The following is a 20877-nucleotide window of genomic DNA, read 5'->3' on the forward strand; positions in this document are numbered from 1 at the left end:
GTTGCCGCCGCACAGCTTTTTCCAGACGACGAAGATGAGCTTGTGTTCGAAGATCCTGCGAAACTTCGAACACAAGCTCACGTTCGGCGGTACTTCCTATTGGTATTCGTCCAGCGCATCGATCAACCAGTCGGCCAGATAGCCGGCGAACGATGAGCGGACGATGATCCGGTAGTCGGTGCCCTTGTCGTCCAACGGAATCAGCACGACCGCCGCCAACGCCAGCATCGTCTGGGCGGCAGCGCCCGGACCGAACACCCGCGGATGCAAGTCCAGAGAACAGCCCTTGGCCAGCACATCGCGGGCGTGCGCACCGCGCAGGCGCACCGTGGTGCGCTGTGCGGACACGTCGACGGCAGCACCGCCCGCGGCGGCGACCGCCTCGTGCAGTTCGGTCTCGAGCGCCTCGCCGCTGCGCTGCGTCGAGGTCACCAGCCACTCCTGCGGGCCGAACCAGATCACCGTCGAATCGATGCCGGCCACGCAGGTCCCCGGCGTCGCCGGCAACGAGTCCAGGCCGAGGAGTCGGGCGGCTTCGGCGCCGCCGGGTCCCGTCGGGTCGGCCCACAGATCGACCATCGTGACGAACGGCTCCTCGGTGAGAATCGCTGCCGGTGCGGTCGCCGCGAACTGGGTGGCCCAACCCTGCAATGGGCTACGGCGAGTGAGGGTTTCAGCCATCGCGGCGTGCTCCTTCGGGATCGACGAGGACGGACCCGGTGACCTCGACGGCCACCAGGGTGCCGTCCACCGGAACGGTGAGGGTGTCTCCAATGCGGGCGTGGCCGCCCTTGACCAGCGCCAGTGCGAACGGGCGGCCCAGCTCGGCGCTGCGGTAACTCGACGTGACGTGCCCGAGCATGGGAACCGGTGGCGGCGGCAGCGCACCGTCGCCAGGGGTCTCGATGATCTGAGCGCCTTCGGGCAGCACCGTTTGCGCGTCGACGGGCAACAGCCCGACGAACTGCTTGCGCAGCGGATTCAGGTTCTCGGCGCGAGTGAAGGAGCGCTTGCCGACGAAGTCGGGCTTCTTCTTCGACACCACCCAGTTCATCCCGAGGTCCTGCGGCGTGACGGTGCCGTCGGTGTCCTGCCCGATGATCGGGTAGCCCTTCTCGGCCCGCAGCACGTGCATGGTCTCGGTGCCGTAGGGCGTGATGCCGAATGGCTCGCCGGCCGCAATCAGCCTCTCCCACAACGCAGTTGCGTACCAACCCATGACGTTGACTTCGTAGGCCAGCTCGCCCGAGAAACTGACCCGGCCGATGCGGACGTGGACGCCGTCGAGTTGGGTGTCCCGCCAGGCCATGAACGGAAAAGCCTCGTTGCTGACGTCGACGCCGGGAAACACGGTGCCGACGACGTCGCGCGACCGCGGGCCGACCACCGGGAAGGTGTGCCACTGCTCGGTGACCGAGGTGAGACGCACTCGCAGGTGCGGCCATTCGGTCTGCAGCCATTCCTCCATCCAGTCGAGGATGTGCGCGGCGCCGCCCGTGGTGGTGAACACCTGGAAGCGGTCGTCGGCCAAGCGCATCACGGTGCCATCGTCGATCACCATGCCGTCCACGCCGCACATCACGCCGTACCGCAGCATCCCGACCTTCAGGGTGCTCATCAGGTTGGTGTAGAGCAGGTCGAGGAAGGCGCCGGCATCGGGACCCTGGACGTCGATCTTGCCCAGGGTGGAGCCGTCGAGGATGCCGACGCTCGTTCGCGCGGAGGCACATTCGCGCAGGACCGCGGTCTGCATGTCCTCGCCGGCCAGCGGGTAATAGCGGGGTCGCTTCCACTGCCCGACGTCCTCGAAGACGGCGCCGCGGGCGACATGCCAATCATGTACTGCGGTAACGCGTTCGGGGTCGAACATCCGGCCGCGGCTGCGGCCGGCCAGCGCGGCGAACGCGACCGGGGTGTACGGCGGCCGGAACGTGGTGACGCCCAGGTCCGCAACGGGGACGCCGAGCAGCTCGGCGGTGATGCCCGAGGCGACGACGCCGGAGGTCTTGCCCTGATCGTGCGCAGTGCCGATGGTGGTGTAGCGCTTGATGTGTTCCATCGACCGCATGCCGGCACCGACTGCGCGCACCAGGTCCGCCACCGTGGCATCGCGCTGGACGTCGACGAATTGCGTGGCCGCACCGTCAGCATCGGGAACCCGCCACAGCACCATGGGAGCTTCGGCAGTGCGGGTTGAATCCGATTCTCCGGCAAGCGGTTCAGCTGCTGCGGTGAAACCGAGACCCGACAGGGCCCGGGTCGCGGCGGTGCGCCCATCGCGCAGGCAACCGGGCAGGTCGAAGGTCCCGGCGGCCGAACCGGCGACACTCACCTGGTCGAGTTCCGCGCCGGGGACGAAGGCGCCGATGCCGTCGTCGTATCGCAGAGGCCCGCGCACCTGGCTGAACAGGTGCACCGCGGGATTCCAGCCACCGCTGATCAGGAGCACGTCGCACGACAGAGACTGTGTCCCTTCGGGACCGGTGACAATGGCGGCGCTGACCCGTTGCTCGCCCTCGGTGCCGCTGACGACCGATCCTGTCCGCAGTTCGATGCCACGGGAGGCGCACGCCGCGCGCAGGTCCGAGGCCACGTCGCTGCGGGCATCCACGATCGCCGTGATTGCCACGCCGGTGTCGTGCAGATCCATCGCGGCCGAATACGCGCTGTCGTTGGTGGTGAAGACGACGGCCCGCTCGCCGACCTTGACGCCGTACCGGTGCAGGAAGGTCCGGGCGCCACCCGCCAGCATGATGCCGGGCCGGTCGTTGTCGGTGAACACCACCGGCCGCTCATGCGCACCGGCGGCGACGATGACGTGCCGGGCCCGGATCCGCCAAACCCGCTGGCGGCTCACCGCCGCGGGAGCATCGGCACCGAGGTGATCGGTACGCCGTTGCAGCGCAAGGACAAAGCCGTCGTCGTAGTGACCGAACGCCGTGGTGCGCTGCAGGTGCAGCACATCGGGATAGGTGGCGAGCTCGGCGACGGCATCGGCGACCCACTGCAGTGCCGGCCGACCATCGATGATGTCCGCGCTGCCCAACAGGGCACCACCGGCCTCGCTCTGCTCATCGATCAGCACCGCGCGGGCTCCGGCGCGCGCTGCCGTCAGCGCGGCCGCCAGGCCGGCCGGGCCGGCTCCGGCGACCAGGACATCGGCGTGCACGTGGGTCGAGTCGTAGCGCGCAGGGTCGGGGACGTCGGCCAGCCGGCCTTGTCCCGGGATGCCGCGCGCCACCAGGCCGTCGTACAGCTCGACGGTGGTGGCCAGCAGCATAGGCTCGGGGAAGGGGTACTCGATCTGGACCAGGCCGCCGGTGTCCTCGGCCCACGCCGAGGTGAAGCCGCGGGGCCGGCCCATCTTGATGCTGGAGGTGACGTGGTGCACGCCGTGCGCCAGCAGTGCGGAGGCCAGTGTGTCACCCGCATGGCCGGTGTACGCGCGGCCGTTGAAAGTGAAGGTGTGCAACGTATCTCGGTCGATACGGCCACCCGTTTCGGTACGCAGTGATGTGCTCATCAGATTGTGGGCCTCTGCTCGTCGAGTCGGTAGACGCGGTCGAATCGGTAGGTGGCGGTGTCCCGGATCGCGTTGAACCAGCGGCGACAGCCGGCACTGTGGGTCCAGCGTTCGGCGAACAGCCCCTTGGGGTTGGCGCGGAAGAACACGTAGTGCGCCCACTGTTCGTCGGTCAGCAATTGCGGGTCTTCGGGGTAGGCGACGTGCGCCTGGCCGCCGTAGTGGAATTCGGTTTCCTCGCGTGGTCCGCACCACGGACAGTCGATGAGTTGCATTGTGACTCCTCCAGATCTAGTGCGCGACGCCGGCGGCGCCGTGCTCATCCACGAGGGCTCCGGTGACGAACCGGTCGATGCTGAACGGGGCGACGTATTCGTGTTCGACGCCGCCCGCGATGGTGTCGGCCAGACACCAGCCGATACCCGGCGTCACCTTGAATCCACCTGTGCCCCAACCGGCGTTGAGGTACAGGTTGTCGTAGCCGACGCGGCCGACGATCGGCGACGCGTCCGGGCAGACGTCGACGATGCCCGCCCAGGTGCGGAGCAGGTGTGCCCGGGCGAAGATCGGGAACAGCTCCACCGCGGCCGCCATCTGGCGTTCGATGATGTGGAAGGCGCCGCGCTGTCCGTACCCGTTGTAGGAGTCCACGCCGGCACCCATGACGAGTTCACCCTTGTGGGCCTGAGATACGTACACGTGCACCGCATTCGACATCACGACGGTGGGGTGCACCGGCTCGAGCAGTTCGGACACCAGCGCCTGCAGCGGGTGGCTCTGCAGCGGCGTGCGGATCCCCAGCATGTCGGTCAGCGTGGAGGTGTGGCCGGCCGCGCACAGCGCCACCTGTCCGGCGCCGATGTCACCGCGGGTGGTGCGCACGCCGGTCACCCGGTCGCCGTCGGTCACGAATCCGGTGACTTCGCAGTTCTGGATGATGTCGATCCCGGCCTCATCGGCCCGGCGCGCGAAGCCCCAGGCGACGTAGTCGTGCTTGGCGATGCCGGCGCGCGGTTGGTAGGTGGCGCCCAGTACCGGATAGCGAATGTCACTGGAAATGTTGACGATTGGGCACAGGTCGCGGACCTCTTTGGGCTCCACCCACTCGGCGTCGATGCCGTTGAGCTTGTTGGCCTCGACGCGCCGGACACTGTCGCGCACATCCTGCAGGCTGTGCGCGAGGTTGAGCACACCGCGCTGGCTGAACAGGATCGGGTAGTCCAGGTCCTCTTCGAGCCCTTCCCACAGTTTGAGGGCGTGCTCGTAGATCCGGGCGCTCTCGTCCCACAGATAGTTGGACCGGATCAGCGTGGTGTTGCGGGCCATGTTGCCGCCCGCCAGCCAGCCCCGCTCCAGCACAGCGACATTGGTGATGCCGTGATTCTTGGCCAGGTAGTGCGCGGTGGCCAGACCGTGCCCGCCGCCACCGACGATGACGACGTCGTACGACTTCTTGGGTTCTGGCGTGCGCCAGAGGAATTCGGGGTGGTCGGGCAGATGGGCGCCCGGCGGCATCGTCGATGGGGTCACAGCGAGGCCTCGGTGAGGTTCGGGTAGAGCGGGAAGCGGTCGGCCAGCACGTCCACCCGGGCACGCAGCGCGGCCAAGGACGCGTCGTCGGTGCCGGGGCGGAGCGCGTGGCTGATGACGTCGGCGACTTCGCGGAAGCTCTCCTCATCGAAACCGCGGGTCGCCAGCGCCGCGGTGCCGATCCGCACGCCCGAGCTGACCATCGGCGGCCGCGGGTCGAACGGAACGGCGTTGCGGTTCACCGTGATTCCCACGCGGTGCAACCGATCCTCGGCCTGTTTGCCGTCCAGTTCGGACTCCCGCAGGTCGACCAGCACCAGGTGGACGTCGGTGCCGCCGGAGACCACGTTGAGGCCGGCGGCGCGGGAATCCTCTTGCAGCAGACGCTCGGCCAGGATCGCCGCGCCGTCGAGGGTGCGCTGCTGCCGCTCGCGGAATTCCGGGGCTGCCGCGAGTTTGAACGACACTGCCTTGGCGGCGATGACGTGCTCGAGCGGACCGCCCTGTTGTCCGGGGAACACCGAGGAGTTGAACTTCTTGGCCAACGCTTCGTCGTTGGTCAGGATGATGCCGCCGCGTGGGCCGCCCAATGTCTTGTGCGTGGTCGAGGTGACGACGTGGGCGTGCGGCACCGGGGAAGGGTGCAGCCCGGCGGCGACCAGACCCGCGAAATGCGCCATGTCGACCATCAGGTACGCGCCGACTTCGTCTGCGATGCGCCGGAATTCGGCGAAGTCGAGCTGCCGGGGATATGCCGACCAGCCGGCCAGGATCAGCTTTGGCCGACGCTCGAGGGCGATCCGCTCGACCTCGGCCATGTCGACCCGGTGGTCGCTCTCGCCGACGTGGTACGCGGCGACGTCGTAGAGCTTGCCGGAGAAGTTCAGCTTCATCCCGTGAGTGAGGTGGCCGCCGTGAGCCAGGTCGAGCCCGAGGATGGTGTCACCGGGGGAGAGCAGTGCGGCCATGGCGGCGGCATTGGCCTGCGCCCCTGAATGTGGTTGCACGTTGGCGAAGGCAGCGCCGAACAGGCTCTTGGCCCGGTCGATGGCGAGTTGTTCTGTGACGTCGACGAATTCGCAACCGCCGTAGTACCGGCGGCCCGGGTAGCCCTCGGCGTACTTGTTGGTCATCACCGAGCCCTGCGCCTGCATCACGGCGACCGGCGCGAAGTTCTCGCTGGCGATCATTTCCAGGGTGCTCTGCTGACGGTGCAACTCAGCGGAGATGGCTCGGAACACGTCCGGGTCCAGTTCGGCGAGGCTCGCGCTGAGCGTGGGGTTCGTGGCCGTGGGTGCGGTGTCGAGGGTCATGTGCACCTTTCTGACATTGCAGTGTGCAGTGGACTAATATATCAACTGTCGGTTAGATTAGGATCAGCTCGAGGCCACGTCAAGAGGTAGGCCGCAGACATTCTTGGAGGAGTGGCGATGACCCTGACGGAGTTGTCGTTCGGCGAACCCGACAGCACGCCGGCCATCGGCGAGACCAATGCGGACCGTGCCTACGAGATCGTGCGCGAACGTCTGGTCATGCTGGACATCCGGCCGGGCGACCCGATCAATGACGACCGGCTGGCGGCCGAACTCGGTTTCGGTCGTACCCCGGTGCGCGAGGCGCTCAAACGTCTCGAGCGCGACCGCCTCGTCGTCGCCTACCCGCGCCGGGGCACCTTCGCCGCAGCTGTCGACATGACGGACCTGGCCGACATCTCAGAGATTCGCAAGCAGCTGGAACCGACGGCAGCCGCGCGCGCCGCCCGGGTCGCGACGCCGGACACTCGCGCAAGGTTGACTGCGCTGGCGCAGGCGATCGCCGGGATCGAGGACACCGACGATCCCCATGAGGTCCTGCGTCACGACGTTCATGTGCACCGGGAGATCTACCGGGCCACGGGCAATCCGCACCTGGAACAGATCCTGGTCAGTCTCGACGCGCACGCCACGCGGATCTGGTGCTTGTTCCTGGATCGGCTCCCCGGGGTGGCCGGCCACGTCCGCGAACATATCGAACTGTTGGATGCCGTCGTCGTCGGCGACGAGGCGAAGGCGGCGGCCCTCACGCTGGCCCACGTCACCGGCTTCGAGGCGGCCATTCGCGCGTTGCTGTGACGTCTCCGTCGTCCGCCGCCGGCTGCTCGCCATCCGGCGGACCCAACCGCGACCGGTCCTGATATATCATTGCCCTGACCAGAGCAGGTCAGTTGCGGGCTGGTGAAGTCGGTGACGTCGGGAAGGCGGTTCGGCGATGAGTGTTGCGGGTGTGGAACAGCTCGATGACGTTGCCTCCGAGGAGATGTCGTTTGCCGACCGCGCCTACCTGGTGATCCGCGACAAGCTCATCATGCTGGACATCCGCCCCAACGAAGCCATCGTGGAAAGCGAATTGGCCGCGGAGCTCAAACTGGGGCGCACGCCCGTCCGCGAGGCGCTCAAGCGCTTGGAAGTGGACCGGCTGGTGGTCTCCTTCCCTCGTCGGGGCACCTTTGCTACGGGTGTCGATGTCGCCGACCTCCGCCACATTTCGCAGATCCGGGTCAATCTCGAGCCCGTCGCGGCGCGCTCGGCGGCCGAGAACGCCTCGGCCGAGGTGCGTGCCGGCCTGCTCGAGCTGGCCGATCGCACCGAGGCGCTCGATGTCGAGAACATCCACCGCGACGAACTGATGCGGTGGGACCTGCGCGCGCACCGCGCGATCTACCGAGCCACCGGAAACCCGCATCTCGAGGACGTGCTGGTCCGCTACGACAACCTGGCGACCCGCATCTTCTGCCTGTTTCTCGACCGGCTGCCGACCGTGGCCCGCCACGTGGGTGAGCACGCCGAACTGTTGCGGACCATCGCCGGTGGCGACGGCGATGCCGCTGCGCAGATCGCGCTCGAGCACGTCACCGGATTCGAGAAAGCCGTCCGCGCCATCGTCTGACGTGCCCGACGAACGTGACCACTAGCGTCACATCGTGGGTATTGTTGCGCCATGAGCAACAGTGTCGTTGACTCCGGCAATGGCGGAGTGCAGTCCGTCGACCGCGCGCTGCAGGTCTTGGAGCTCCTCGCGCGCCGCGGCGAAGCCGGGGTCACCGAGCTGGCGTCGGATATCGGAGTGCACAAATCGACGGTCTCGCGCCTGCTCACGGCGCTCGAGGACCGCGAACTCGTCGAGCAGGCTTTCGAGCGCGGCAAGTACCGACTCGGGTTCGGCATCCTGCGGCTGGCCAACGCGGTGTCGGGCCGCCTCGACGTCACGCAGCAGGGGCGAGAGGTCTGCGAGCGGCTGGCGCTCGACGTCGGCGAGACCGTGAACATCGCGGTGCTGCGGTCGGAGTATGTGGTGAACGTCGACCAGGCGCGCGGGCCGGCTGCCGTCAGCACGCACAACTGGGTGGGTGAACTCACCCCGTTGCACGCGACGTCGAGCGGCAAGGTGCTGCTGGCGTTCATGGCTGCGGATGCCCGCCGGGACCTGTTGGCGGTGGCCGGGCTGCGGCGGTTCACCGAGCACACCATCACGTCGGTCGAGGGCCTGGAAGCGCAGCTGCGCGACGTGCCGCAGAACGGTTACGTGGTGTCGTTGGAAGAGCTCGAGGACGGGCTCAACGCGGTCGCCGCGCCGATTCGCGACCACATCGGCGGGGTCGTCGCCGCGCTGAGCGTCTCCGGGCCGGCGTACCGGCTCACCGGGGAGCGGGCTCGGGAGATTGCGCCGACGGTGGTCTCGGCCGCTGACGATGTCAGCCGCCGGATGGGCTATCAGGGCTGACCGTCCGGCGTCGCCGCCAATCCGATTCGGGTAATTTCGCGATTCCGGTCGCATATCAGATTGTCGCGTTCTAATATATCAGCGGATCGCCGCTGACTGACCTGGTCGCCCGCGGCGAACCGCAAGTCGATGCCGGTGCGGTACTGGCCGCGCGAATGGCGTCGTTGGTTGCCAGGTTTAGGAGCGCGATGTGACAGCGCAAAGCCCACGATCACTGGAATCCGAGATCAAGGCGAAGATTCAGGACGCCTTTCCCGGGCCCGGCATTCCGATCCCCGACGGTCTCGACGACGACGAGCTCGACGTTCCGCTGTGCGCCCGGCGCCCGATCACCGACAAGGTCGTGTTCGGGACCACCGCCATGCTCGTCGTCGCGATCCTGGGCTGGGGCCTGGCCTCGCCGGCGTCGTTCCAGTCTCGGATGTCGGTGATCCTGAACTGGGTCGTGACCAACCTCGGCTGGCTCTTCATCATCGCGGCGACCTGCTTCGTGCTGTTCGCGGTGTGGCTCGCGATGAGCCGCTACGGCCGGATACCCCTTGGACAGGACGGCGAGAAACCCGAGTTCAATACCGTCAGCTGGATCGCCATGATGTTCAGCGCGGGCATGGGCATCGGCCTGATCTTCTGGGGCGTCACCGAACCGTTGACACATTTCGTGAAACCGCCGCCGGGGCTCGCCGACTCCAAGGCCGGCACCGCGTTGGCGACCGCGCTGTTCCACTGGGGCTTCCATCCGTGGTCCATGTATGCCGTCGTCGGATTGTCCATCGCGTACGGCAGCTATCGGATGGGCCGCAGGCAGCTCATCAGTTCGTCGTTCATCCCATTGCTCGGCCGCAAGCGCATCGAGGGGCCCGTCGGAAAGATCATCGACATCCTCGCGATCTTCGCGACGATGTTCGGCACCGCCGCCTCGCTGGGCCTGGGGGCGTTGCAGATCGGGTCCGGCATCGAGGTGATCGGCTGGGTCGAGAAGGCCGGCACCATGTTGCTGGTCGCCGTGGTCGCCATTCTCACCCTGGCGTTCGTCGCCTCGGCGGTGTCCGGGGTTTCGCGCGGTATCCAATGGCTGTCGAACATCAACATGGTGCTCGCGCTCGTGTTGGCGATCTTCGTGTTCGTTCTCGGGCCGACGGTGCTGATCCTCAATCTGTTGCCGACGACGCTCGGTGACTATGCGGCCAATCTGGCGTCCATGTCGGCACGTTCGGCGGCGGCGGGGCCCGACACCGAGAAGTGGCTGTCGTCGTGGACCATTTTTTACTGGGCGTGGTGGATCTCGTGGGCGCCCTTCGTCGGCATGTTCCTGGCCCGGATCAGTCGCGGCAGGACCATCAAGCAGTTCGTCGTCGGCGTCATCCTGGTGCCCACCACGGTGAGTCTGATCTGGTTCGTGATCTTCGGTGGTGCCGGTATCGGTCAGCAGCGCGACGGCATCGACATCTTCGGGAAGGGCGAGCCGGAATCGACGTTGTTCGGCATGCTCAACCACCTGCCGTGGGCCGGCGCTTCGTCGCTGCTGGTCATGGCGCTCGTCGCGATCTTCTTCGTTTCGGGCGCCGACGCGGCCTCGATGGTGATGGGCACGCTGTCGCAGAGCGGTTCCCTGTTCCCGTCGCGGTGGGCGGTGGCGTTCTGGGGACTCAGTACGGGCGCAGTGGCTGTGCTGATGCTCTGGGCCGGCGGCAATGACGCCCTCAACGGCCTGCAGACGATGACGATCATCGTGGCCGCGCCGTTCGTCGTCGTGATGATCGGCATGTGTGTGTCGCTGTATCTGGATGTCACCCGGGACCCGATGGTGGCGCATCTGCGCAACAAGGCTCCCGTTCGGCGTAAAGCCGATTGACGTGGGTTTTCAGGTGATTTGAGGCTGTTGTTCCGGCTGTGTAAACGGTGCGGTTCTGCCCTTGACAAGGGCTTGTGACTGCCACCACACTGTTGCGTAATACGAAATGCGTTGCGTGTTATGCGTCAAACCGTATCGAGAGGGCACACACGATGCTGGAGATCTGTCCACTCTCCGAACTGCCTCCGGGTGAAGCCCGGCGCGTGGAATCCGACCCGCCCATCGCGGTCTTCCACACCGAGGACGGCGAGGTGTTCGCGATCGATGACACCTGTTCCCATCAGGACGCGTCGCTGGCCGACGGCTGGCTGGAGGGGTGCGACGTCGAGTGTCCGCTGCATGCCTCGCGGTTCAACCTCCGCACCGGTGCGGTCGACGCGCCGCCGGCCAAGTTGCCGGTCCGCACGCACGCCGTCGTGATCTCCGACGGCGTCATCCACGTCGAGCTGAGCACCGAGCAGCCCAACCTGCCGCCGGATGTCCGCGCCCGACTTGGCGGAGCGGGGAAGCTGTGAAGCACGTCGCGATCGTGGGTGCCTCGCTCGCGGGGCTGTCCGCCGCCAGGGCGCTGCGGGCACAGGGCTTCGACGGGCAGCTGACCGTCATCGGCGACGAGGCGCAGCGGCCCTACGACCGCCCGCCGCTGTCGAAGGAGTTCCTCTGCGGCAACGTCTCCGAGGCCGATCTCGCGTTGGAGTCCGACGACGACGATCTGCAGGCGGACTGGCGGTTGGGAGTCTCCGCGACGGGACTCGATAGTCGCTGCGGCGCAATCGAACTCGCGGACGGAACGCGGATCGACGCCGATGGTGTGGTGATCGCGACCGGTTCCCGCGCCCGCCGCTGGCCCGGCAGCGCGGACATGGGCGGCGTGCACGTGATCCGCACCGTCGAGGATGCCCGCGCCTTGCGCGCAGACCTGGTACCCGGTGCGCAACTGGTTGTCATCGGCGCTGGCTTCATCGGAGCAGAAGTCGCCTCGACGGCGCGCAAGCTCGGTCTGGACGTCACGGTGGTCGAGGCCGCGCCGACTCCGCTGCAGATGCAGCTCGGCGGCTGGCTCGGCGGCGTCGTCGCCGGTGCACACGCCGCCAACGGAACGAAGTTGATCTGCGGTGTCGGCGTCGCCGGGCTCGTCGGCGAGAAGCGTGCACTGCGCGCCCCCGGCAGCGTCGGGCGGGTCACCGGCGTCGACCTCGCCGACGGACGCCACCTGCCGGCTGACGTCGTTGTGGTCGGTATCGGTGGCATGCCCAACATCGACTGGCTGCACGGCAGTGGTCTGGAGCTGGGCAACGGCGTCCTCTGCGGCACCAACGGGCAGACGGCCCTGCCGAACGTCGTCGCCGTCGGCGACTGCGCGGCCTGGCTCGACCCCACCACCAACGCTCACCATCGCGTCGAGCACTGGACCGGTGCGCTGGAGCGTCCTGCCGCGGCTGTCGCCGCGCTGCTCTCCGGTGGTCGCCAAGAGGAGGCGGCAGTGAAGGCGCCGTATTTCTGGTCCGACCAGTACGGCTCGCGCATCCAGTTCGCCGGCATCGCGCGGCCCGACGACGAGATCACCATCGAGGACGGCAGCTGCGAGGAACGCTGCCTGCTGGCCACGTATCGGCGGGACGGCCTCTTGGTAGCGGTCCTCGGTATCGATCAGCCCCGGCTGTTCACCCGGTGGCGTCGCCAGCTGGTTCCCGCGGCCGCCGCCGTCTAGTTGTTGCCCGCCAATGAAACTCACCACGGAAACACCGAAAAGGAGCTCGATGACCGCCACCGTGCCGCACCTGCCGGAAAGTCTCATTTCCACTCTGGCAGGGCACTACTACACCGATCCGGAGGTCTTCGCCCTCGAGCAGGAGAAGATCTTCGAGACCATGTGGTTCTGCGTTGTGCGCTCCGCGGATCTGGATAAGCCCGGTGCGTTCAAGACCGTTCAGGTCGGCCGTGAGAGCGTCCTGGTGACCAGGTCGCGCAAGGGCGACGTCAAGGCGTTCTTCAACCTGTGCCGGCATCGCGGCGCGCAGTTGTGTACCGAGGCCAGCGGTGAGGTCAAGCGCGCCTTCCAATGTCCTTATCACGCATGGACTTACGACCTCGACGGCAAGCTCATCGCGGCGCCGAACCTGACCAAGATGCCCGACATCGACCGCGTCGAATACGGTCTGCGCGCGATCTCGGTGCGCGAATGGCTGGGCTACGTGTGGGTGTGCCTGGCCGACGAGCCGCCGTCGTTCGAAGACACCGTCATGCAGGAGATCGTCGATCGGCTCGGCGATGTCGAGTCGATCGACCACTACACCGTGGCCGACCTGAGCCTCGGTCGCCGGATCGTCTACGACGTCAAGGCCAACTGGAAGCTCATCATCGAGAACTTCATGGAGTGCTACCACTGCGCCACGATTCACCCGGAACTCACCGAGGTGCTGCCCGAGTTCGCCGATGGCTATGCCGCCCAGTTCTACGTCGGCCACGGCGCGGAGTTCGGCGAAGAGGTCTCGGGTTTCACCATCGATGGCTCAGAGGGTTTCGAGCACATCCCTGGCGTCACCGCGGACCAGGATCGGCGTTACTACGCGATCACGGTGCGCCCGCAGGTGTTCGTCAACCTCGTGCCCGACCACGTCATCATCCATCGCATGTTCCCGATGGCGGCCGACCGCACCATCGTGGAATGCGACTGGCTGTACCTGCCCGAGGTCGTCGAATCCGGGCGCGACGTCAGCAAGTCGGTGGAGTTGTTCCACCGCGTCAATCAGCAGGACTTCGACGCGTGTGAGCGGTGCCAGCCCGCCATGAGTTCGCGCGTCTACCGCGACGGTGGAGTGTTGGTGCCCAGCGAGCACCACCTCGGTGAATTCCACCATTGGTTGCGAAACAAGCTCGCCGGCTGATGCGCGAAATTCGGCACCCGGCAACCCGGTTGGGTGTCGAATGTTTGCGGAGTCGGTGCGGTGTCCCGGTCCGCCGGGCCGGCTGGAGAGGCGGCCTTGGCGGGTCGGGACACCACCTCGGTTGTGGTCGGGATGTGCGGTGATGGTTAGTCGAGGAGGCAATGTGGACGGTGCACCGGATCTGCTCATCGGATCGCAGTGGCGGCATGCCGCTGACGGCGGTGTGCGGGAGATCATCAATCCCGCCACCGGCAAGGTCTTCGCCACCGTGGACGAGGCCACCCACGACGATGCGCTGGCGGCCGTCGCCGCGGCCAGGGCGGCGTTCGACGCCGGTGACTGGCCGGCCACTCCGGTCGCCGAGCGCGCCGCACTTCTCGATCGCATCGCCGATCTACTGGCCCGGGACAAGGAGTCGTTGGCGGCGGTGGAGACCGCCGATACCGGAAAGACCTTGGCGGAGAGCCGGATCGACATCGATGACGTGATCTCGGTGTTCCGCTACTACGCCAACCTGGTGACAACGCAGTCAGATCGGCTGGTCGATGTGGGCGACCCGACCGTGATCAGCCGGGTGGTGCACGAGCCCATCGGGGTATGCGTGCTGATCGCCCCGTGGAACTACCCGCTATTGCAGATCTCCTGGAAGATCGCACCGGCGCTGGCGGCCGGCTGCACCATGGTCGCCAAACCCAGTGAAGTGACACCGTTGTCGACCATCGCGTTCGTCCGGCTGGCCGAGGAAGCGGGCGTGCCCCCGGGCGTGCTCAACCTGATCCAGGGCAGCGGAGCTGCCGTGGGCGCCGCGCTCACCGACAACCCCGACGTCGACCTCATCTCGTTCACCGGTGGTCTGAGCACCGGCCAGCACATCGCCAGGAGCGCTGCCGAACATGTGAGCAAGGTGGCCCTGGAACTCGGCGGGAAGAACCCGCACATCGTGTTCGCCGATGCGGATTGGGAAAGCTCGGTGGACCAGGTCCTCACCGGGGTGTTCCTGCACTCGGGTCAGGTCTGTTCGGCGGGCACCCGGGTGATCATCGAGGACTCGATCGCCGACGACTTCGTCGCCCAACTCGCCGAACGGGCCGAGAAGATCCGGATGGGCGACGGCACCGACCCGCGCAGTGAGACCGGACCGCTGGTGTCCAAGCAACAGCTGGACAAGATGGAATCGTTTGTGGCCCTCGGTATTTCCGAGGGGGCGAAGCTCGTCACCGGCGGTTGTCGGCCCAGCGATCCGGCGCTGGCGGATGGCTACTTCTTCCTGCCGACGATCTTCGACCGCTGCGACCGCTCGATGCGGATCGTCACGGAGGAGACCTTCGGGCCGATCATGACGGTGGAGCGGTTCACCGACGAGGCCGAGGCGATCATGCTCGGCAACGACACGCAGTACGGTCTCGCGGCAGGGGTGCGAACCTCTGATCCAGCGCGGGGCGAACGTGTGGTGCGCGCATTGCGGCACGGCACGGTGTGGTTGAACGACTTCGGCTACTACACCGCGGCAGCGGAGTGGGGCGGTTTCGGGAAGTCGGGCAACGGCCGCGAGCTCGGTCCCTCGGGTCTCGCGGAATATCAAGAGCTCAAACATATCTGGCACAACACCGCGCCAACGCCGGCCGGCTGGTTTGACGCCACCGAAGGCTAGGGACACAACTTCATGACTCAGAACCTCACTGATACGGACAGCGGCGGACTCGAGGATTTCGGCTACAAGGAATCGCTGGACCGCAGCATCGGAAAATTCGCTAGCTTCGCGGCCGGGGTCAGCTATATCTCGATCCTGACCGGCACCTTCCAGCTGTTCTACGTCGGCTACGGCAACGGCGGTCCGGCCTACCTCTGGTCGTGGCCCATGGTCTTCATCGGGCAGATGGCGGTCGCGTTGTGTTTCATGGAACTCGCCGCCAAGTACCCCGTCGCGGGCTCGGTCTACAACTGGTCGAAGAAGCTGGGCAGCCGCATCGTGGGCTGGAGTTCGGGGTGGCTGATGTTGACGGCCTCCATCGTCACCCTGTCGGCCGTGGTGTTGGCCCTGCAACTGAACCTGCCGCGGCTGTGGCGCGGCTTCCAGGTGATCGGTGACGGCACCGGGCAGTACGACTTTGCCGCCAACGCGATCCTGCTGGGCACCGTCCTCATCGTGTTCACCACCGTCGTCAACGCCTTCGGCGTGCGGCTCATGGCGATGATCAACAGCGCCGGCGTCTTCATCGAACTCATTGCGGCCGTGCTCATTGCGGTCATCTTGTTGTTCAACATCAAGCGCGGACCGAGCGTGTTCTTCGATACCCAGGGCCACGGCGCCGGCCTGCCCGGTGGATATTTCGGCGCGTTCCTGGTGGCGTCGGTGGCGTCGCTGTATGTGATGTACGGGTTCGACACGGCAAGCTCGCTCGGTGAGGAGACCGTCGAACCGCGGCGCACCGCACCGAAGGCCATCCTGCGCGCCATCCTGGCATCGTTCGTGATCGGCGGCGCCATCCTCGCGGGCGCCATCATGGCCACGCCCGACCTCAACGACCCTGCGCTGGGCAGTGCCGACGGCAGCTTGCAGTCCATCGTCGAGAAGGTGATGTGGGGTCCGCTGGGGACCATCTTCCTGATCTGCATCGTGGTGGCGGTGACGGTGTGTTCGCTGGCTGTGCACACCGCGGCGATCCGGCTGACCTTCGCGATGGCCCGCGACAACGCGCTGCCGTTCGGTGAGAAGCTCGCTAAGGTCCACCCCAAGACCCAGGCGCCGGTGGTGCCGGCCGTCGTGATCGGCATCATCGCGGTACTGATCCTCGTGGTCAACCTCGGGCAGCCCAAGGTGTTCACGGTGCTGACCTCGATCGCGATCATCATGATCTACCTGGCCTACCTGATGGTCACCGGACCACTCCTGAAGAAGCGTCTGCAGGGGCAGTGGCCGCCGAAAGACCTGAAGGAAGGCGGCTATTTCACGATGGGCAAATGGGGCCTGCCGGTCAACATCTTCGCGGTGCTGTGGGGCGTCGCGATGGCGATCAACCTGGCCTGGCCGCGCGTCGCCATTTATGGCGACCCGTGGTACAACACCTGGGGCGCGTTCGTGTACATCGGCGTCATCCTCGGACTGGGCCTGGTCTGGTATTTCATCAAGGGCCGCAACCACATTGGCACCCTTGCCTCCCATTCGGCATTCACCGACGAATGACCCACTGAGCCGATCCCCTTCTGCCTGAACAATTTTCGAGGAGTTCGCATCATGCCTGACCAGACTTTCGACTATGTGATCGCCGGTGGCGGCACCGCCGGCTGTGTCGTCGCGGCGCGCCTGTCCGAGGACCCGGACGTCACGGTATGTCTGGTGGAGGCAGGTCCGAGCGACGTCGACGATCCGAACATCCTCGTCCTCAACCAGTGGATGCACCTGCTGGACTCCGGCTACGACTGGGACTACCCGGTCGAGCCACAGGAGAAGGGCAACAGCTTCATGCGGCATGCCCGCGCGAAGGTGCTCGGTGGGTGTTCGTCGCACAACTCCTGTATCGCGTTCTGGCCACTGGCTCAGGGCCTGCGTGACTGGGAGGCGATGGGCGCCACCGGATGGGGTCCCGAAGGCGTGCTGCCGTTCACGGCGAAGGTAGAGAACAACACCGCCACCGGCACGTATCAGGGCGTGCCGCACGGTGATTCGGGTCCGGTTCGGCTGCGCGATGTACCGCCGAACGATCCGTGCGGTCAGGCCGTGATCGACGCGGCCGCCAAGGTGGGTCTCGAGACCGTGCAGTTCAACCGCGACGACTGGAACCTCAATGCGGCCGGCTGGCTGCAGATCAACGCCAACGAGGCCGGCGAGCGCATGTCCAGTTCGCACGCGTACCTGCACCCGATCCTCCAGGCGCGGCCCAACCTCACGGTGCTGACCAACAGTTGGGTGGCCGAGATCCTGTTCGACGACTCCGGGGACGAGCCGGTGGCGACGGGCATCCGGTACCAGCGTCCGGACCTCACCGGCTACGACGTCGTCCACGCCACCCGGGAGGTGGTCGTCACCGCCGGCGCCATCGATACCCCGAAGCTGCTGATGCTGTCCGGAATCGGGCCGGCGGATCACCTGAACGAAGTCGGGGTCCCGGTGCGGGTCGACTCTCCCGGGGTCGGCGAGAACCTCGACGACCATGTCGAGGGCCTGGTGTTCTGGGAAGCAGCGAAGCCGATGGTCACCGATTCCACCCAGTGGTGGGAGATCGGGCTGTTCGCCACCACCGAGGTCGCCGGCGACAACCCCGATCACTCGGACCTGATGATGCACTACGGCAGCGTCCCGTTCGACATGAACACCCTGCGGCACGGGTATCCCACCACCGACAACGGGTTCTGCCTGACTCCCAATGTGACACAGGGTCTTTCACGCGGAACGGTGCGGCTGGCCTCCCGCGATTTCCGGGACCGGGCCAAGGTCGACCCGCGCTATTTCACCGACCCGGAGGGGCACGACGAGAAGGTGATGCTCGCCGGAATCAGGCTGGCCCGCAAGATCGCCGAGCAGGAACCGCTGCAGGAGTGGATCGGCCGTGAACTCGCGCCCGGACCGGATGCGCAGACCGACGAGGAACTGCTCGCGTACATCTACAAGACGCACAACACCGTGTACCACCCGGCCGGCACGGCGCGGATGGGTGCGCTGGACGACCCGATGGCGGTGCTCGATCCGCAGTTGCGCGTCAAGGGTGTGCGCAACCTGCGGGTGGTCGATGCCTCGGCGATGCCGAAGCTGCCAGTGGTGAATCCGAACATCACCGTGATGACCATGGCGGAGAAATGCGTCGATCTGCTTCGTACGACCTGACGTAGGGCACGATGGCGGGGTGACCGCATCTCCCGCATCGGCTCCGGAGCTGGTGGAGTTTCTCCGTGCGCATCCGCCGTTCCAGACGGCCAGCGACACCGAGTTGCTCGAGTTGGTGGCGCAGTCGACCGTGGAGCCGTATCCGACCGGAGCGGTCATCGCGGATTTCTCTCGCCACGTCCCCGATGACATCTGGATGGTCCTCACCGGCTCGGTGAATCTGCAGGAGGTGGGCGGGGCCGGTGGTGGGCAGGTGTTCGACACCATCGGGCCCGGCGGCATCTTCGGCTACGTGCCGATGCTCACCGGCGGGGGAGTCGAATTCCTCGCCCGGGCAATAGAATCCACCGCAGTCCTGCGGCTGCGCGGCGAACTGGTGCGCGCGCAGTTCGCCAAGCCCGCCGGGCTGCGGTTTCTGGCCTCGTCCGCGGCGCCGACACCGCAGGTGCCGGCGGCCCGCGCCGCCGATTCGCGATCGGTCAGCGAATTGGTGCGCGGTGACGTACTGATCGTCGACCCGGGCGTATCGGTACGCGACGCCGTCGTGCAGATGAGCGAGCAGCGGGTGTCGTACGCCCTGATCCGGCTGCGCGAGGGCGGTGTCGGGATCTTCACCGACCGTGATCTTCGGTCTCGGGTCGTCGCGGCGGGGCTACCGGTCGACGTGCCGATCACCGAGGTGATGAGTGCGCCGGCCCAAACGGTGACCGCCGACCGTACCGCCGAGACCGTGCTGTTCGACATGCTGGAGCGCGGCATGCGTCATATGCCGGTGATGTCGCCGCGCGGTGAGGTGTTGGGCGTCCTGGAGGACGTCGACCTGCTGGCTGCCTCAGCCCGCCAGAGCTTCGTGTTGCGCCGGGCGATCGCCCAGGCGCCCGACGCCGCCGCGTTGCAGCGGCATGGCCGCGAGGTGACCCAGATCGCGGTCGATCTGTTCCGCACCGGGACGAAGGCGTCGGCCGCGAGCAGCATCTCGTCGATCGTGCTGGATGCGTTGGTGCGCAAGGCATTGGAACTCGCTCTGGCTGAAGCGGGACCCGGACCGACACAGGATCAGTTCGCCTGGCTCACGCTGGGCAGCATCGCCCGTCGGGAGGCCATGCCGTCCTCGGACGTGGACAGTGCGCTGAGTTGGAGTGACAGCTGCGATGCCGAGTGCGCGCAGTTGCGTTCCATCGCGGCCCGCGCGCACGCCATCCTGGATGGTTGCGGTCTACCGGCCGACAGCAACGGCGCCATCGCCTCGCATAAGGCATTCGCGCGGTCGGCCTCGGACTGGGTGCAGGCCGCTGAGGGCTGGCTCGATGATCCGTTGCGCGGCAAGGGTTTGATCCTGTCCTCACTGCTGATCGATGGCCGCGTGGTGTGGGGCAACCGGGCATTGCACACCGTGCCCACGGTCTTCCGCCGGATGCGTGACGAACATCCGAACGCCCTGCGCCTGCAACTGCTGGATGCGCTGTCCGGCAAGGTGCGCGCGTGGTCCCTGCGCGATGTGCTGTCGCGGCGCGGAGGCACCTTCGACCTGAAGACTCATGCGGTGACGCCGATCGTCAACCTGGCCCGGTGGGGTGGCCTCACCGCGGACATGACCTCGGCGTCGACGCCGGCCCGGCTCGCGGCGGCGGCGAGCACAGGTGCGCTGACGGAACGGGATTCCCGAACTCTCACAGAAGTTTTCGTCATGCTGCAACGCATGCGGTTGACGCATCAGGTCGAATTGATCGCCGACGGGCGCACCCCGAACGACGTGGTCACCGTCGGCGATCTGTCCCCGCTCAACCGGAGTCTGCTCGGTGACGGGCTGCGCGAGATCGCCGCGGTTCAGCGGCGGGCGCGGCAATCGGGGACACATCCCGGATTGCGCTGAGTTCGCTTGCCTTACTGGGCGAGTCGAGACACCAGGCGGCCTGCCAGCTGGTCGTACCAACGCATCGCCCAGCGCGCATCGCCGAGCGCGGTGTGGCGGCAACTGGCGCCGGGCGGCCGGACTCCGCACTGCCGCGACAGCTGTGTCGAGTCGCTTTCCGGGGTGCGGCCGTAGTCGAGGACGTGCCTGGCGGCCAATGCGATGACGTCGACGAGTTTGGGACTCCAGCCCGGCAGCAGTTGATGACGCGCCAGCATCTTGCGTAGGCAGTGGGTGTCGAAGCTGGGCACCACGCCGACGATGGTGGCGTCCATGGTCCAGTCACGAACGATCTCCGCGGCCTCGTGTTCGCGGTGGACCAGTGGGAGGTGAATGGGCCCGTAGACGACCTGGGGGTGGCGACTCGCGAAGCGACTGATGCGCAGGCCCGCGGGCTCGGCGGCGTCGAGATCGAGGTCGGCCAGATCGATGTACATCACGATGCGAGATTCGCCGGCGTCGTCGCGCCGGAGCATGGCGATTTCCCAGGGTTGCCGGTCGGCGTGCAGACCGGTGGTCTCCGTATCCAGGAAGACCAGCGGTTTCATCGTTGCAGGCTATCGCCGTCGGCCGCCGCAGAGGCGCGAAACG

17 protein-coding genes are annotated in these 20877 nt (G+C 66.8%); 11 read left to right on the top strand and 6 right to left on the bottom strand.

The window, feature by feature from the left end; translation table 11 throughout:
* Positions 1 to 96: 96 nt before the first annotated feature.
* Genes TL10_RS20075 through glyA form a run of 5 tightly spaced genes read right to left on the bottom strand, consistent with a single transcriptional unit; the run spans position 97 to position 6366 of the window.
* Positions 97 to 681 carry a sarcosine oxidase subunit gamma gene (locus tag TL10_RS20075; protein WP_043987000.1) on the bottom strand — a complete coding sequence of 195 codons (585 nt, stop codon included), beginning with the start codon at positions 679 to 681 and terminating at the stop codon, positions 97 to 99.
* Positions 674 to 3523, bottom strand: coding sequence for a 2Fe-2S iron-sulfur cluster-binding protein (locus TL10_RS20080; RefSeq protein ID WP_043987001.1), 2850 nt, complete (start codon positions 3521 to 3523; stop codon positions 674 to 676). Before TL10_RS20080 ends, TL10_RS20075 begins: the two co-directional genes overlap by 8 nt.
* Positions 3523 to 3798, bottom strand: coding sequence for a sarcosine oxidase subunit delta (locus TL10_RS20085; protein WP_043987002.1), 276 nt, complete (start codon positions 3796 to 3798; stop codon positions 3523 to 3525). The genes TL10_RS20080 and TL10_RS20085 overlap by 1 nt, the downstream gene beginning before the upstream one ends.
* Before the next feature lie 16 nt (positions 3799 to 3814).
* Positions 3815 to 5038, bottom strand: a complete 1224-nt coding sequence (locus TL10_RS20090) for a sarcosine oxidase subunit beta family protein (protein ID WP_043400843.1) — start codon at positions 5036 to 5038, stop codon at positions 3815 to 3817.
* An 11-nt stretch (positions 5039 to 5049) separates the two neighbouring features.
* Positions 5050 to 6366 (bottom strand): serine hydroxymethyltransferase, encoded by a 1317-nt coding sequence (glyA, locus tag TL10_RS20095; RefSeq protein WP_043987020.1) that lies wholly within the window; start codon positions 6364 to 6366, stop codon positions 5050 to 5052.
* A gap of 117 nt (positions 6367 to 6483) precedes the next feature.
* On the opposite strand from glyA, the gene TL10_RS20100 reads away from it, so the two are divergent.
* From TL10_RS20100 to TL10_RS20150, 11 genes are all read left to right on the top strand, one after another.
* Positions 6484 to 7164, top strand: a complete 681-nt coding sequence (locus TL10_RS20100) for a GntR family transcriptional regulator (RefSeq protein WP_043987003.1) — start codon at positions 6484 to 6486, stop codon at positions 7162 to 7164.
* 136 nt (positions 7165 to 7300) lie between these two features.
* Entirely contained in the window at positions 7301 to 7978 is a 678-nt protein-coding gene (locus tag TL10_RS20105) for a GntR family transcriptional regulator (protein WP_043987004.1), read from the top strand.
* Positions 7979 to 8029: 51 nt separating this feature from the next.
* Positions 8030 to 8812, top strand: coding sequence for an IclR family transcriptional regulator (locus TL10_RS20110; protein WP_192830267.1), 783 nt, complete (start codon positions 8030 to 8032; stop codon positions 8810 to 8812).
* A gap of 310 nt (positions 8813 to 9122) precedes the next feature.
* Positions 9123 to 10664, top strand: coding sequence for a BCCT family transporter (locus TL10_RS20115; protein WP_260971367.1), 1542 nt, complete (start codon positions 9123 to 9125; stop codon positions 10662 to 10664).
* A 152-nt stretch (positions 10665 to 10816) separates the two neighbouring features.
* Positions 10817 to 11179 (top strand): bifunctional 3-phenylpropionate/cinnamic acid dioxygenase ferredoxin subunit, encoded by a 363-nt coding sequence (locus TL10_RS20120; RefSeq protein WP_043400847.1) that lies wholly within the window; start codon positions 10817 to 10819, stop codon positions 11177 to 11179.
* Complete coding sequence (locus TL10_RS20125) at positions 11176 to 12375, top strand: NAD(P)/FAD-dependent oxidoreductase (protein ID WP_192830268.1); 1200 nt, start codon at positions 11176 to 11178, stop codon at positions 12373 to 12375. Before TL10_RS20120 ends, TL10_RS20125 begins: the two co-directional genes overlap by 4 nt.
* A gap of 49 nt (positions 12376 to 12424) precedes the next feature.
* Positions 12425 to 13552 carry an aromatic ring-hydroxylating oxygenase subunit alpha gene (locus tag TL10_RS20130; RefSeq protein WP_043987005.1) on the top strand — a complete coding sequence of 376 codons (1128 nt, stop codon included), beginning with the start codon at positions 12425 to 12427 and terminating at the stop codon, positions 13550 to 13552.
* 163 nt (positions 13553 to 13715) lie between these two features.
* Positions 13716 to 15203 (top strand): aldehyde dehydrogenase family protein, encoded by a 1488-nt coding sequence (locus TL10_RS20135; protein WP_043987007.1) that lies wholly within the window; start codon positions 13716 to 13718, stop codon positions 15201 to 15203.
* 12 nt (positions 15204 to 15215) lie between these two features.
* Complete coding sequence (locus TL10_RS20140; protein WP_043400853.1) at positions 15216 to 16736, top strand: APC family permease; 1521 nt, start codon at positions 15216 to 15218, stop codon at positions 16734 to 16736.
* Between the two features lie 51 nt (positions 16737 to 16787).
* Entirely contained in the window at positions 16788 to 18374 is a 1587-nt protein-coding gene (locus TL10_RS20145) for a GMC family oxidoreductase (RefSeq protein WP_043987008.1), read from the top strand.
* A 19-nt stretch (positions 18375 to 18393) separates the two neighbouring features.
* Positions 18394 to 20247, top strand: a complete 1854-nt coding sequence (locus TL10_RS20150; RefSeq protein WP_043987009.1) for a putative nucleotidyltransferase substrate binding domain-containing protein — start codon at positions 18394 to 18396, stop codon at positions 20245 to 20247.
* An 11-nt stretch (positions 20248 to 20258) separates the two neighbouring features.
* Here the strand turns inward: TL10_RS20150 and TL10_RS20155 are convergent, their stop codons facing one another.
* Positions 20259 to 20834 (bottom strand): 3'-5' exonuclease family protein, encoded by a 576-nt coding sequence (locus TL10_RS20155; protein WP_043987010.1) that lies wholly within the window; start codon positions 20832 to 20834, stop codon positions 20259 to 20261.
* Positions 20835 to 20877: the final 43 nt, after the last annotated feature.

The sequence above is a fragment of the Mycolicibacterium llatzerense genome, assembly GCF_000878195.1.
Classification (GTDB): Bacteria; Actinomycetota; Actinomycetes; order Mycobacteriales; family Mycobacteriaceae; genus Mycobacterium; species Mycobacterium llatzerense.

Bases quoted from the DNA above. Each gene is read 5' to 3' on its own strand.
- TL10_RS20075 (WP_043987000.1), bottom strand. From the start codon at position 681: ATGGCTGAAACCCTCACTCGCCGTAGCCCATTGCAGGGTTGGGCCACC.
- TL10_RS20080 (WP_043987001.1), bottom strand. From the start codon at position 3,523: ATGAGCACATCACTGCGTACCGAAACGGGTGGCCGTATCGACCGAGAT.
- TL10_RS20085 (WP_043987002.1), bottom strand. From the start codon at position 3,798: ATGCAACTCATCGACTGTCCGTGGTGCGGACCACGCGAGGAAACCGAA.
- TL10_RS20090 (WP_043400843.1), bottom strand. From the start codon at position 5,038: ATGCCGCCGGGCGCCCATCTGCCCGACCACCCCGAATTCCTCTGGCGC.
- glyA (WP_043987020.1), bottom strand. From the start codon at position 6,366: ATGACCCTCGACACCGCACCCACGGCCACGAACCCCACGCTCAGCGCG.
- TL10_RS20100 (WP_043987003.1), top strand. From the start codon at position 6,484: ATGACCCTGACGGAGTTGTCGTTCGGCGAACCCGACAGCACGCCGGCC.
- TL10_RS20105 (WP_043987004.1), top strand. From the start codon at position 7,301: ATGAGTGTTGCGGGTGTGGAACAGCTCGATGACGTTGCCTCCGAGGAG.
- TL10_RS20110 (WP_192830267.1), top strand. From the start codon at position 8,030: ATGAGCAACAGTGTCGTTGACTCCGGCAATGGCGGAGTGCAGTCCGTC.
- TL10_RS20120 (WP_043400847.1), top strand. From the start codon at position 10,817: ATGCTGGAGATCTGTCCACTCTCCGAACTGCCTCCGGGTGAAGCCCGG.
- TL10_RS20130 (WP_043987005.1), top strand. From the start codon at position 12,425: ATGACCGCCACCGTGCCGCACCTGCCGGAAAGTCTCATTTCCACTCTG.
- TL10_RS20140 (WP_043400853.1), top strand. From the start codon at position 15,216: ATGACTCAGAACCTCACTGATACGGACAGCGGCGGACTCGAGGATTTC.
- TL10_RS20145 (WP_043987008.1), top strand. From the start codon at position 16,788: ATGCCTGACCAGACTTTCGACTATGTGATCGCCGGTGGCGGCACCGCC.
- TL10_RS20155 (WP_043987010.1), bottom strand. From the start codon at position 20,834: ATGAAACCGCTGGTCTTCCTGGATACGGAGACCACCGGTCTGCACGCC.